Raw genomic sequence first — 13321 nt, 5'->3', positions numbered from 1 at the left:
GACCAGAATTCCGGAGTCGTCAGGGGGAACGCTTGTCATCAGACATCATAAAATTCTTTCCACACTCATAAATTACGTTTGCTCACTAAAAACACAATTTCTTTAGAAAAGATTACAATTACTTAATAAGTATTTTATACGCTCATGCCTACCCGCTTTAGTGCCTCTCAATCAGTTGAAATTACTATCCCACAACAGCCAATTCCAATTCAACACTACCTGCGTCAGCCTCAACGCTTGGTTAACGCTTTAGTTGATCCTAGTCGCATTCAACAGCTTGGTGATGAAGTTTTTCGCTTGAAAATGCGTCCTCTGAACTTTATGTCACTGAGCATTCAACCAACTGTAGATATGAGAGTTTGGGCTGAATCAAATGGAACAATTTTGGTTCGCTCAGTACGTTGTGAAATTCTTGGTATGGAGTATATTAACCAGCGCTTTTCATTGAATTTAAAAGGGTATTTATCGCCTGAACAGCAGGTTAATAGCACCCTTCTTAAGGGAAGAGCTGATTTAGAAGTGTTAGTAGACTTACCACCACCATTTTCCTATACACCCAAGGCAATATTAGAAGCAACAGGCAATGGTTTGCTCAAAAGCGTTCTGTTAACAATTAAGCAAAGATTACTACATCAACTGATAGCAGATTATTGCCGTTGGGTGATATTGCAAACCCAACAAAGAGGGCTTGATGACAAAAGTATACCCATCTTCAACCCAGAGTAGTTATGAGAAGGTTTTAAGAGTTCTGAACACATTGCTGTGATTAACCACAGATGTACATAGATTTCTCCAGATGTGAAGACAGCCTTTCATAAATTCGTGGTTTTATGATTTACAGCTTTGCTTAGGCGCTTACGTATACACTATTTACGAAGAAGTCATGGAATTCTTCATAAATAGGACTTACGCACTCTGCTTCTAAACCAGTTTCTTCGTTCGTATTTGGTTGCAAAACAGAGGATTTTTGTTATAAACCTGGTAAGTTTTGCGTAAGTCCTGATAAAGAAAGTTATGTTTACCTGTGTAAATCTGTGGTTACATTCATCATAAAAATTTATCCAGCGTTACATAACGTATACCCCACTAAATCAGTCATTCATAACTCAAAATTGAGAAAACTGGTTTGACTCAATGATTGTGCCAACAGACTTTTCATAAGTGAAGTGTGCATTGGCTCATCTGTCAAGTCCTAAAATGATTTGTTTTGTCTTGCTTGTATGAAGATACTCGCTCAGGAGAACTGAGTACTGTCATTTGACAAGGACGAAAGGACGTACGATGTAATGGTGAAGGTCCATACTGTTGCAGTGCCATTAGATGTCGCTGACTTCCATAACCTTTGTTATGTTCTAAATCATACATACAGTACTTTGAGGCAAGGCGAAGTATAAGGTCATCACGCCAAACTTTAGCAACAATGCTAGCAGAGGCAATAGCAACAGAGCGTTCATCTCCCTTGACTATTGTTTGTTGTGATACTGGCAGGTCTTTTACTGATTGATTGCCGTCAATTAAACACAAACCAGGCTGTACCTTTAGCTTGAGAACAGCCCGCTTCATTGCTAGCATTGTTGCCTGGAGAATATTCATTTGGTCAATTTCGGCTGTTGAAGCAAAACCAATTTTCCAGTCTATAGCCAGCCCACAGATTTGTTGGGCTAGCTGTACTCGTCGAGAACTGGATAGCTTTTTACTATCTTTAATTTCAGCTGCTATGAGTTCTGGCAAAGCGCTATCAGGTAGTATGACTGCTGCTGCTACCACAGGACCAAACAAAGCACCTCGTCCCACTTCATCTACACCTGCAATCAGCCCTTGAATGCTAGAGTGCATGGAAGAAAACTCTAACCATCCCACTTCTTTTGTGGGTGCTGATAACTTAATAGAAGCAACAGTTTGCTCCGTTTCTATCATAAGTTTGTTAACTTTCAGATGTGGTAGATGTATCTGTCTCCACAGAGGAAGAACGGCGGCGACGGCGGCGCTTATCACTACCGCTGCTGCTCACTTCACTTTCATCTGTCATTGCGGCAAAATCCTCCGACATATCAGAAGATGTCGCTTCTGGAACGTCTTCGTTTTCTGGCTGGGCTGTGATTACGCTGCTAACTCTTTCAGAAATAGGAACTTCTGAGGTTGATTCAGTCGGTGTTACAGGACTGTGCCCAGGCAGAGTGACATTGATAATCACAGATTTTGGATTTCTGACTTCCCGACTCAACTTTTCCAACGGAGAAACTCCCATCTGGGCGTAGACATCCTGTTCTTCAGAAGACATTTCTACAGTCACAATTTCCGGTGGTTCTACCACTGGCTTGACTGGTTCTACTTTTGTCACTTTATGGCTACGTTCAGCTCGCTCACCCCAAGAAGGTTTACTAATACTAGGTAAGGATACTTCTGATGATGGAACTCCAATTTCTGAATCGTCATCCATATCTAAATCTGGCTCGTTCAAAAATGCCAAAGAGTTAGCTCCAATCCGTGGCTCATCTTTGCCATTCCCGCCATTCAACCTCTCGATACGAGTACTACGTCGAGTACGACGCTTTCTGTTATCACTAATTTCTTGGTAACTAGGATGATTGACTAAATTTAAAGGTGCAAAATTATTGTCATTCTCGTATGTTTCGTTATATCCTTCAGAAGTTTCTCGTGATTCAGTCGGTCGAGCAACTGGCAGACGTGGTTCTCTATAAGGCAAAGAGGATGCAAAGCGATCTGGTAATTCTGTTGGTGCTAGAGGTCGGCTTTCAGTTTCTCCTGGTAAATGGACAGTGTGCCCTAAACCACCACAAGTAGAACAAACTCTACCAAACAATTCATAAATATTTTGACCTTGACGTTTACGGGTGAGTTCTACTAAACCTAACTCAGTCAGTTGAGCAATTTGGGGACGAGCTTTATCTGCTTTTAGTGATTTGTTGAAATGTTCTAGAACATGCAATTGGTCACGCCGCGATTCCATATCAATAAAATCAACGACAATCACTCCTGCAACATTTCGCAGCCGCAGCTGACGGGCAATTTCTGTGGCGGCTTCACAATTGGTCCATAAAACAGTTTCTCTGGCTGTTGCTGATCGCGTAAATGAGCCAGAGTTGACATCTATCACGGTTAATGCTTCTGTTGGCTCAATAATGATGTAACCTCCAGAAGGTAGGTCTACTCTGGGTTTGAGGGCTTCTTTAATTGCAGCATTAATCCGGAAGTACTCTAAAATAGGAGTGCGATCGCGGTGATGATCAATTAACACCCCTTGTGGTGTTTGTCCGCCACTCCAGTTCTGCAAGTACTGTTTCACTCGCTTCAAACCAGTACTGGAATCTACTACAATTCTGTTCACATCTGCGCCATACATATCCCGCAAGACGCGCTGGATAAAATCATCGTCCCGATTTAAGAGTGCTGGGGGACGTGTTGATTGCGCTTCTTGCTGAATCACTTCCCATTGTTTTTGTAGCAATTCTAAGTCTTCGATAATCGCCTCTTCTGGTTTGCCTTCGGCTTCAGTACGAACTAGCAAACCCATTCCTGCTGGTTTAATTAAAATTGCGAGCGCACGCAAACGGTTACGCTCGTTTTCACTTCTAATCCGACGTGATAAATTGACTCCCCGACCGTATGGCATCAGTACGACGTAGCGTCCGGGCAAGGTAATATTTCCTGTGAGCCTTGGTCCTTTACTACCTGTTGGCTCTTTCATCACTTGTACTAATACTTTTTGCTGCGGTGTTAATAATTCTGTAATAGCCGCTGCTGTACGCCTCAGTCGTAGTGGTCCTAAGTCAGTGACATGAATAAAACCATTCCGTTCTGGATCCCCTATATTCACAAAAGCCGCATCTATCCCAGGTAGTACATTTTCTACTACTCCTAAGTAAATATCGCCGATTTGGTGATGACCTGTGGCTACAACAAGTTCCTGTATTTGATCTTCAGAAAAGACTGCAGCAATTTGATGCTGTTCCGCGATGATAATTTGTTTTGGCATTCAATTATTTTCCTCAAAAACTGGCAGCACAAATAGACTTAGCGGTTTGTTACACTTCTCGCCGCGACAAGCCCGCTTATACACTGCTGGTAAAAGTTGCGCTTCTTTGCTCAAACCTAGGAGCTCTTTGCGCGCTTTACTGCGTTGACACGCCTGATTCATCCAGAACGGTTGCATATTATTTCAGCAATTACATCAGAGTAGAGGTGTCACTCGTCAGAAGTCAGAAGTCAAAAAGGCTTTCTGTCTGGCTTTTAGACCTTACTCTTTGTACTTCAATGATTTGCAATCTGCTGTCAACCCGTCTGTGGTTAATTTTTGATGCAATACCCTTTCATTAGAGAGCCCTAATAAACCACTGTATAGGGGAGGACTGTGCCGTGGTCAGGCAGTAGTTGCTCATCAGAGGTTTCCACACCAGTTGCACTCAACTTTGGAGACCTCGTTTGGGCGCAGTAGCTGCCCATGAGGAACTGCCGAAACGATATCCCGACTGCCCCGCACTTGTCAATTGAGTCATTGCTAATGACGGCTTTCTTGACAGAGGGGACTGATGTCTGGTGATGCCCGACAGTCGGTGCAAGTGGCATTTTCACGCGCTTTGGCGACTAGCTGCTCCTTGGAAAACCCAAAGTCCCCCGTCGTAGCAAGTGGTCTTCCTGAGTTGAAGAGTTAAGAGTTCCTAAGTTTGTAAGTTTTAAGTTCTGGGTATTTACACTCAGCACTCACTACTCTTTGTAACTCAACACTCTCTCTACACTCGGTCATTGTGACTTGGTACTACCTAATTGTGGGTTGGGCATTCAATTAATTTTAAAAACCATAGAATCAGAGAAGCCGACGAACCTGTTGTTAGTGATTGCTGATTCACGATTCGAGCTTAAAGAGAGTGTTATTAATCTGCCTGGTGTTTGTCTGGGATAAAACAACCCTAGAAGTTTCACTCTAATATCTTTGCTTTTACGCCCTGAGTAACAGGGTGGTGAATCAGTTCACTTAATGCAGCGCCAGAAAATTTCTCTTCATCCCATTCTAACGCAACCTTGTTAAAAATCAATTCCTAAGATGTACTACACGAGGGCAACTACTAGCAAATTGCCCCCAAGAAAATTAAACTGCCAGAATCAGTCGATTCCGATGAATGTGTAGCAGATGGAATTCGGTGTCTGCTATTTGCTCTAGCATAAACAGGATTTGTTCGGGACGCAACAGCACCCCATCATGACGACAGCTACCTACATATCGTAGGATAACTGTGGGCATTTCCTGATGCTCTCGGTGTTTTGGCAACTCTACTAATTCTAACTCAAACAAGCGATCGCGCAGATTTACCAACTGAGTTTTGCCTGACTTGGTTGTGTGTTCCCAGCAAAACTCATCTTTGGCTTTGATTGCTGCAATCCAGCCGTGCCATTCTACAGGTGTCGCTTCACGAAGGCAAGCCACGGTTATCAAATATTCGGCAGCTTCCAGAACTTGGTTAGCAGCATTTGCTTTTAAATCTAGCTGTTCCACCTGATAAATAGGAAGATCCGATGGCAAAGCATCAGCTAATTTTTGGCGAAAAGTCTCTAAGTCTACTAACTGTGTCAGTTCAAAATCGACAATTTCACCACTGCTTGTGCTTCCCAAAGGTAAGGCATGGGCAATAGAAATGCGAGGGGTTGGATGAAACCCACCAGTAAAAGAAACTGGCAATCCTGCTCGCCGCAGCGCTCTATCAAATAGGCGCATTAAATCTAGGTGCCCAACTAAAGCTAACCCCCCTTGTTTCCCAAACCAGACACGCAGCCGTTGTGCTTTGGTTGTATTAGGGACAAATTCACCCGCAAATGCTGGGATAGAAGGCGGCTTGATCACAATATTATGACCGAAGTCAACACTACAGACACCACAGTGAGAACAACTATCAAAAGAGCAATCTGGTACAGTTGCTGCTTCTAGGGCACGTTGCAAATCTTCTTTGAGCCATTTTTTGTCAATACCAGTGTGAATGTGGTCCCAAGGCAGTGGTGCATCGAGGCGCGAATCTGAAATGAGGTCATGGGGTGAAGTTTGTTTGTCCATCACCTCACTGCTCGATTTCCCTATCTCCATAACATTCCACTCGCCCTTTTCCACTTGGCGGTATTTCCAATCTAAACCAGCTTCTAAAATTGCTTGTCCCCAAGCTGAAAATGCTTTTTCAACACTATCATACCAAGCATCCATGCCTGCACCTAATTCCCAAGCACGTCGCAGCACTGGGGCGAGAGTACGATCGCCTCGTCCGACAAAATCTTCCATTGCTGAAATCCGGACATCAGTGAAATTCACCTTCACGCCCTTGATGCGGCGGAATGCTTGCCGCAGTAAATTTTGCTTACGCTGAAACTCCGCAGTGGAAACGGAGTGCCACTGAAAAGGTGTATGAGGCTTAGGAGTAAAGTTAGAAATTGTTAAGTTAAATGAGAGTGCTCTTCTACCTTTTGCTCGACATTCGCTTTGTAACCAACTTACCGTTTCTGCTATGCCTAACACATCAGCATCCGTTTCACCTGGTAAGCCAATCATAAAATAAAGCTTAATTTTGTCCCAGCCTTGTTCCCAAGCTGTTTTTACACCCCGCAGCAGTTCTTCATTCGTCAATCCTTTGTTAACAATATCTCGCATTCTTTGAGTTCCTGCTTCTGGAGCAAAAGTCAGTCCCCCTTGCCGCACACCACCCAGAATGTTGGCAATATTTTCATCAAATCTGTCAACTCGTTGACTTGGCAAAGCAAGAGAAATATTCTCATCTTTGAGGCGATTTTTGATTTCCATCCCGACTGCTGGAAGGGATAAATAATCAGAACAGCTCAAGGACAATAAAGAGAATTCATTGTAACCTGTTTGCCGCATTCCCGAGGCTATCGTTTCCACGACCTTTTCTGGTTCCACATCCCGTGCTGGTCGAGTCAGCATTCCTGGTTGGCAAAAACGACAGCCACGAGTACAACCGCGCCGGATTTCAATTGTCAGGCGGTCATGCACTGGCTGTAGATAGGGAACTAACCCTATAGAATACGCTGGCATTGGGCTTGCTAAGCGCCGTACTATTTGTTTTGGTACATCTGGGTGATTCGGATGAACCGATCCATCCTCTGCCATGTCATAAAACAGAGGAACATAGACGCCTGGTATCTGCGCTAAATCCAGCAAAAGTTCTTTACGACTCAATCGTGCTTTTTTACCTTCTTCCAAGACTAAGCCAATTTCGCTTAGTAGTTCTTCGCCATCTCCTAAAGCGAAGAAGTCGAAGAAGTCAGCGTATGGTTCAGGATTGGATGTCGCCGTCTGTCCTCCTGCAAAAATCAACGGGTAACTGGAGGATGAAGCACAGGAGAAAGTATTTTTTTCTTCTGCTTCAAGAGATCCTCTAGTGGTTTCCACTTCTAGGCGTTCTTGCCAAGTCAGGGGTATACCAGCCAAGTCCAACATTTCTAGAATGTTGGTTGCTCCGAGTTCATAACTCAGGCTAAACCCCAGAATGTCAAATTCTGTTAGTGAGCGCTTAGATTCTACGGCAAACAATGGTGTTTTTGTTGACCGTAGTTTTGCTGCGAGGTCTGGTCCTGGTAGGTAAGCGCGATCGCATAACTGGCGCGGTTGGGAATTCAGAATATTATAAAGAATAATGTGTCCTAAATTGGATGCACCCACTTCATAAATTTCTGGGTATGTTAGAACCCAACGGATTTCTGCCGTATGCCAAGGCTTGTGAATCGCTAATAGCTCGTTACCTAAGTAACGAGCTGGTTTTACGATCTCCGATGTGATTAACTTTTCAACTGCAACAGCCACTGTGCTATCTTTTAGCTACCTTAAAATTACAGCTATTCACCTCCAACATTAGCATTTTAATGGTGTTTCAACAGAGGCACTCGTTTTTCTTTGGAACAATTGTTGGCATTAGTTCAATGTCACTTCTTCCATTGACAGGCAAGCTGCTTCAAATGCGGCTCTACCTTCAAATATCTCAAAAACCCTATCTAGCTGGGTCATTTCAAATATAATTTTCAGACAAGGGGAGACCGAACAAAGGCTAAAGCGCCGTTGCAGCTTGTGAGCTAGTTTCAGCGTAGACACTAGTGCCATTAAACCTGCACTGTCTAATGATTCCACAGACTCTAAATCAACGAGTAAGAAAGAAATCCCATCCTGTGCTAGTGCTTTTGTTAAATTTGTTTCAAATTCTAAAGCATTTGTGGCATTTAGGCAGCTTTGAGGACTAATAACACTTATCTTTGGATAGTCTAGTACTGCGTGCATCATTACATCCTATTAAAGTTATTGAACTTTAAAGATAGATGTATTTGAACATAAACTTTTTCGTCTCACATCGACCATTCGTCTGACTTCTCTTTGCTAAATCTTTATTGCTGTAGAGTGACTGTTTAAAGATTGTCACAAACGCTCAGGTAACTGTATTTTTAGATACTTTTTTTTCAGATTCCGGAAAATATAATCATCTCTAATTGCTGTAGGGGTGGGGATGAACAGCTGAGTATACCAGTTAATTATAAGTTTTTCTTATCATAAAATTTTGGTTAGATTGCTACCGAAAAACTTAAGCGGGAGCAACGCTCGTTTTACATCTTACTCCCTTTTCCTTGACCATCTCAGGGCTTGACTAAACCCACAAAAACAAACATCAGTCTAAAGCTATGTCTCGCTAGTTGAACAGTTGGGTAAAAGGTGATAAGCGGGACATTTTAGAGAAAGTTGAACAAGTTGCAGTAATTTGTGGGCAATTGTACCGCTGTCTTTATTGTGATCGAGCTCGCTGACACAGAAAGCTTGAAATCACTTTTTATACTAAATTCTAGCAGAGATAATGATTACCGATATGAATTGGTGTAATCAGTATGAAAACAGGATATTCTATTCGTCGATTGGTAGAAAAAGCTCTTGATATTAAAAAGTTGACTCCAGAAATAGAAAATGAAATTAACTTAGAATTGACACAAACAGGTTACATTTCAGACGTTGACTATGAAGCTTTAGAGCTCTTAATGACAGAGATGGATGCTGGTCGTATTCAATTGATTCCAAGTGCAGGTTACTTATTCTAAGTGTTTGGCTTTATAGCTTTTTCCTGAAATTTCAGTGATTTTTTGTAAAAGCAAAGACTATAGTCACCTGAGTTCTTAGCACTCAGAACTTCCTTTTTGTGCTTGCCAAATTTCATGAAGAAACTGATTGAGTTGTTGCTTAGTATGAAAAGAGTGTTCGGGTTTTGGTTCTTTGACCAAAATCTGACTCAAAAAACTCATGAATTCTGTGTCTAAAGCAGGCTGAAATGAATTGACAGACCAAAGCAAGTCAGAGGCGTCTCGTAAATCAATGATAAGCGGTGGTTCTTGGGTGAAGGCGATCAGCAGTAGGGGACGTACCCAACACAACTGACGAGAAACGACGACTTGAATAACTTCTGCGTACAGTTTCTTGTCACTGTGCTCTAAAGACACAATTTGTCCTGTTTGAAACTCTAGGGTCATCTTCATAGTCATGCAGCTTAGGCGACAACCATATTTTTATCAATTTTAAGGGAATAGCGTGTTCAGGCACAGGGAAACTCATGTAGTTCTCAACCCAAAATCGCAAAAATTTTGACTTTCCCCATATTTGTGTGAGTATGCTATACAATAAATGAATAAGTGTTAAGCAATATTTGGACAAAAGTTCTGTTGCAGTCATTTCAGTCAAACGAGAGCAAAAAGCCGTGTCTGTCGAAACTTTACAAAAGAGTTCAACATCTCGCAAGCTAGCGCCTCGGTATCGCGTTTTGCTCCATAACGACGACTATAACCCTATGGAGTATGTGGTACAGGTTCTATTAACCACAGTGCCAAACCTGACTCAGCCTCAGGCTGTCAGTATAATGATGGAAGCACATACCAATGGGTTTGCCTTAGTCATTACTTGCGCTCAAGAACACGCTGAGTTCTATTGTGAAACTTTGAAAACTCATGGTTTGACTAGCACAATTGAACCTGAGGAATAGCTAGGCGATTTGAATTGAAAAAAAATCTCTTTCGGTTATCCCAACGCCCTGCCCCGATAAGGCTGGGTTGTTTTGTGTTGAGTTTGTTGGGAATATGGTTGCCCATAGCTGTACCTATTTACTTGTTAGTAGATGACTCTAACTTAGTCACTATCTTAACAATGGTGCCCCTAGCTATTGGATTTTTCCTGTTTCTACCCCTTTGGGGCAAATATTTATACCAGCAATCACAAATATTTCGGCACTATGGTTTAGAAAGAACGCCCCTCAATGGAGTAGAACTGCTGCGTGGCTTGGCTATTGGGCTGATTACTGTTCTGATTCTATTTAGCTTGGAAGGATTGCTGGGTTGGCTGGTGTGGCAAAAACCAAATATTTTTGTGTTTAGAGTCGTTTTAGAAGGGTTAATTACTAGTTTGGGTGTGGCGTTTGCAGAGGAATTGTTTTTCCGGGGGTGGATACTGGATGAACTGCAGCGAGATTACAGCCCCCCTGTGGTACTTTGGGCAAATGCTATTATTTTTGCGATCGCGCATTTTATTAAACCAATTCCAGAAGTCATTCGTACCTCACCGCAATTTTTTGGCTTATTGTTGTTAGGGTTAACACTAGTGTGGGCAAAGCGGGGTTCTAGGGGACGCCTAGGTTTACCGATTGGTCTACATGGTGGTTTAGTCTGGGGATACTATATTGTTGATGTTGGGGGATTGATGAAATATTCTGGTCAAGTTCCCGATTGGGTGACGGGAGTGAATAATAATCCTTTGGCAGGGGTGATTGGGTTGGTGTTTTTGAGTGTGCTGGCGCTGTGGATGAGAAGGCGGGTAGTGAAAATTGAACCATGAAAAATGAAAAATGAAATTTCGGTGCGTTACGGACAAAGTAATAACACACCCTATTTTAAGGGATTGCGAATATAGCCGAACGTGCTGCCGTCAAGAGTTACCCACGCCAAGCTTTCGGAAAAAAACCCAGCATCATCAAATTGTGATTGAATCAGGAAGTTGCCATTCTTGTCGATATAGCCCCACTTGCCATTGGTCTTTACTGCCGCTAGCCCTTCAGAAAATTCACGAACCTCATCAAACTGCGCCTTGACTACGAGATTTCCGTTCTTGTCGATGTAACCCCACTTGCTATTAATCTTTACTGCCGCTAGTCCTTCGGAAAAGTTCCCATAGTCGTCATCAAATTGCGGCTTGATGACGATGTTGCCGCTCTTGTCAATATAGCCCCACTTGCCATTGGTCTTTACTGCCGCTAGCCCTTCAGAAAATCTAAAATTGTCATCAAATTGCGGTTTAATGACTATATCACCACTCTTGTTGATGTAACCCCACTTGTCACCAATCTTTATATCTGCCAGTCCTTCAGAAAAGTTCTCAGCATCATCAAATTGCGGCTGGATAGCAATGTTACCGCTCTTGTCGATGTAACCCCATTTGCTACGAATCTTTACGACTGCCAGCCCTTCTTTAAAGTCGCGAGCTCCACCGTATTTCCGCTCGATTACAAAATCCCCTCTCTGATTGATATAGCCACAAGTATCTACAAAACATGCCCGTGCCAGTCCTTCAGAAAAATTCCCAGCATTGTCTTTAGTAAATTGCTGTGGAATGACAAACTTTCCAGCCTTGTCGATATAGCCCCAGTTCTGTCCCACAATCCACACTCGCGCTAGTCCTTCAGAAAAATCATCAGTTTCATCAAATTGCGGTCGAATTACCTCGGTGCCATTCTTGTCGATATAGCCCCACTTGCCATCAATTCTTACCTGTGCCAGCCCGTCGGAAAAACCAGAAGCCCCATCGAATTGTGGCTTGCTCGCCCAGTTAACATTCTGTGTCGATACAGTTGGGGTTGTTGATGAAGATGTTGTCGGTAGTGCAGAGGTTATTGGTGTTTGAGGTTGAGTTGTGACAGGTAGCGCAGATGGAGATTGAGGGCGACTGAGTAGAGCAACAGTAGCAACGACGCCTATTGCTAGTCCGCCCAGTCCAATTAAACCTCCCCATAGAAATGATCGAGGAATTCGTGAGATGACATGAGCAACTCTATGCGATAGTGAAGATGGTTGTAGAGTGTGTTGTTGTGGCGGTAGAGCATTGACTGCTTGTAACGCCTCAGATGCTGATTGGTAGCGCTGATTAAAGTGGTAGCGCACCATTTTGTTTAAAACTTCTTCTAGCTTCTTGTTGACTTGTACATAATGACTCCAGATGAGTTCACCTGTTGTAGGATCTTGGAGTAACTGTTGAGGTAATAAGCCTGTCAGCGCTTGGACAGCAACCATACCTGCGGCATATACATCACTACATAATTTAGGATCACGATTGGCTTGTTCATTCGGCATATAGCCAGGAGTCCCAATAGCAATGGTAGATCTAACAACACCTTGAGTGTTCATTGCTAAAGTTCCAATTTCTTTGACTGCACCAAAGTCAATGAGCACAATCTTGCTATCTGTTCGGCGGCGGATGAGATTTTGAGGCTTGATATCTCGGTGAATGATATTCCGTTGATGGACAACCACCAATACTTCCAAGATTCCTTGCAACAGGTTAACGACTTCGTTTTCACTAAAACGCCTGCCAGGAGTGAGCTCTTTGCTTAGATCATACCCATCAACAAATTCCTGAACGAGATAGAATTCTCCATTTTCTTCAAAGTGGGCAAAAAGCTTTGGAATTTTATCATGCTGACCTAATAAATACAAAACTTGCGCTTCCGTTTCAAACAAACGTCTGGCAATGGGTAAAACAGCTGGATCGGGGCTTGTCGGTTTAAGGTGTTTTACGACACAATAGGGATGGTTAGGTAAATCTCTGTCTCTCGCCAAGTAAGTGTCGGCAAATCCTCCGCCTCCCAGGTGTGCAGCAATTTCGTAGCGATTACGCAGGATAATTCCTTGGACAAGCATATGATTGACCTGATCGCGCTAAACACTAAAATCATTTTGTTGAGAAACTTCAGTGCTTAGCAGTTTCATTCCTGAAAAAATAATATTTTGGTTACTTTTTTTTACAATTAAGACGGCTTAGTCTCATCACCAAAAATGTACCAGATGACTGCTGCGTGAGTATCACCGACAGCACGCAGCATTAAATGTCCTCCCGTGGGAAGTTAGCCCATTCCTCACTGCGGGCTGCATCAATTTCAGATTCTGAAGGTGCTTGTCCCAAATCAGCACATAAACCCCACAATGATTTACGGGGGGTAGGCAGGTTGTCGATTAACTCGCGTTCTATAGCGGTTCTCAGTTGGGTGCAATACAATAACCACAATGTTGGAACCAACCA

Annotated in this window: 12 protein-coding genes; 4 read left to right on the top strand and 8 right to left on the bottom strand. The window is 42.9% G+C overall.

The window, feature by feature from the left end:
• The first annotated feature begins 144 nt into the window (after window positions 1–144).
• A complete protein-coding gene (locus DP117_RS02175; protein WP_169216697.1) occupies window positions 145–726 on the top strand; it encodes a DUF1997 domain-containing protein in 582 nt (193 codons plus the stop codon).
• A 459-nt stretch (window positions 727–1185) separates the two neighbouring features.
• Here DP117_RS02175 and DP117_RS02170 read toward each other — a convergent pair whose 3' ends face one another.
• The 5 genes from DP117_RS02170 to DP117_RS02150 all read right to left on the bottom strand — a co-directional run bounded on the left by DP117_RS02170 (window position 1186) and on the right by DP117_RS02150 (window position 8287).
• On the bottom strand, window positions 1186–1917 hold the full coding sequence (locus DP117_RS02170; protein WP_169216696.1) for a ribonuclease HII: 732 nt from the start codon (window positions 1915–1917) through the stop codon (window positions 1186–1188).
• Window positions 1918–1924: 7 nt separating this feature from the next.
• Window positions 1925–3997 carry an Rne/Rng family ribonuclease gene (locus DP117_RS02165; RefSeq protein WP_169216695.1) on the bottom strand — a complete coding sequence of 691 codons (2073 nt, stop codon included), beginning with the start codon at window positions 3995–3997 and terminating at the stop codon, window positions 1925–1927.
• Between the two features lie 347 nt (window positions 3998–4344).
• A complete protein-coding gene (locus tag DP117_RS02160; RefSeq protein ID WP_169216694.1) occupies window positions 4345–4587 on the bottom strand; it encodes a hypothetical protein in 243 nt (80 codons plus the stop codon).
• Window positions 4588–5107: 520 nt separating this feature from the next.
• Window positions 5108–7819, bottom strand: coding sequence for a TIGR03936 family radical SAM-associated protein (locus tag DP117_RS02155; RefSeq protein ID WP_169216693.1), 2712 nt, complete (start codon window positions 7817–7819; stop codon window positions 5108–5110).
• 108 nt (window positions 7820–7927) lie between these two features.
• Complete coding sequence (locus DP117_RS02150; protein ID WP_169216770.1) at window positions 7928–8287, bottom strand: STAS domain-containing protein; 360 nt, start codon at window positions 8285–8287, stop codon at window positions 7928–7930.
• Between the two features lie 596 nt (window positions 8288–8883).
• Between DP117_RS02150 and DP117_RS02145 the strand changes: the two genes are divergently transcribed.
• On the top strand, window positions 8884–9090 hold the full coding sequence (locus tag DP117_RS02145; protein WP_169216692.1) for a hypothetical protein: 207 nt from the start codon (window positions 8884–8886) through the stop codon (window positions 9088–9090).
• A gap of 75 nt (window positions 9091–9165) precedes the next feature.
• On the opposite strand, the gene DP117_RS02140 is transcribed toward DP117_RS02145, so the two are convergent.
• Window positions 9166–9522 (bottom strand): hypothetical protein, encoded by a 357-nt coding sequence (locus DP117_RS02140; protein WP_211175867.1) that lies wholly within the window; start codon window positions 9520–9522, stop codon window positions 9166–9168.
• A gap of 218 nt (window positions 9523–9740) precedes the next feature.
• On the opposite strand from DP117_RS02140, the gene clpS reads away from it, so the two are divergent.
• Window positions 9741–10022, top strand: coding sequence for an ATP-dependent Clp protease adapter ClpS (gene clpS, locus DP117_RS02135; RefSeq protein WP_169216769.1), 282 nt, complete (start codon window positions 9741–9743; stop codon window positions 10020–10022).
• Between the two features lie 14 nt (window positions 10023–10036).
• Entirely contained in the window at window positions 10037–10867 is an 831-nt protein-coding gene (locus DP117_RS02130; RefSeq protein ID WP_169216690.1) for a type II CAAX endopeptidase family protein, read from the top strand.
• Window positions 10868–10917: 50 nt separating this feature from the next.
• Here DP117_RS02130 and DP117_RS02125 read toward each other — a convergent pair whose 3' ends face one another.
• Together DP117_RS02125 and DP117_RS02120 are read right to left on the bottom strand one after the other, a co-directional pair.
• Complete coding sequence (locus DP117_RS02125; protein WP_169216689.1) at window positions 10918–12942, bottom strand: WG repeat-containing protein; 2025 nt, start codon at window positions 12940–12942, stop codon at window positions 10918–10920.
• A 181-nt stretch (window positions 12943–13123) separates the two neighbouring features.
• Window positions 13124–13321 (bottom strand): hypothetical protein (locus DP117_RS02120; RefSeq protein WP_169216688.1); only part of this gene is annotated, 198 nt, incomplete at its 5' end.

Source organism: Brasilonema sp. UFV-L1, assembly GCF_012912105.1.
In the GTDB taxonomy this organism is placed as follows: Bacteria; Cyanobacteriota; Cyanobacteriia; order Cyanobacteriales; family Nostocaceae; genus Brasilonema.
The sequence above is the reverse complement of the archived record's forward strand: the minus strand, read 5'-3'. Positions and strand labels throughout refer to the sequence as shown.

Bases quoted from the DNA above. Each gene is read 5' to 3' on its own strand.
- DP117_RS02175 (WP_169216697.1), top strand. From the start codon at position 145: ATGCCTACCCGCTTTAGTGCCTCTCAATCAGTTGAAATTACTATCCCA.
- DP117_RS02170 (WP_169216696.1), bottom strand. From the start codon at position 1,917: ATGATAGAAACGGAGCAAACTGTTGCTTCTATTAAGTTATCAGCACCC.
- DP117_RS02165 (WP_169216695.1), bottom strand. From the start codon at position 3,997: ATGCCAAAACAAATTATCATCGCGGAACAGCATCAAATTGCTGCAGTC.
- DP117_RS02160 (WP_169216694.1), bottom strand. From the start codon at position 4,587: ATGCCACTTGCACCGACTGTCGGGCATCACCAGACATCAGTCCCCTCT.
- DP117_RS02150 (WP_169216770.1), bottom strand. From the start codon at position 8,287: ATGCACGCAGTACTAGACTATCCAAAGATAAGTGTTATTAGTCCTCAA.
- DP117_RS02145 (WP_169216692.1), top strand. From the start codon at position 8,884: ATGAAAACAGGATATTCTATTCGTCGATTGGTAGAAAAAGCTCTTGAT.
- DP117_RS02140 (WP_211175867.1), bottom strand. From the start codon at position 9,522: ATGAAGATGACCCTAGAGTTTCAAACAGGACAAATTGTGTCTTTAGAG.
- DP117_RS02125 (WP_169216689.1), bottom strand. From the start codon at position 12,942: ATGCTTGTCCAAGGAATTATCCTGCGTAATCGCTACGAAATTGCTGCA.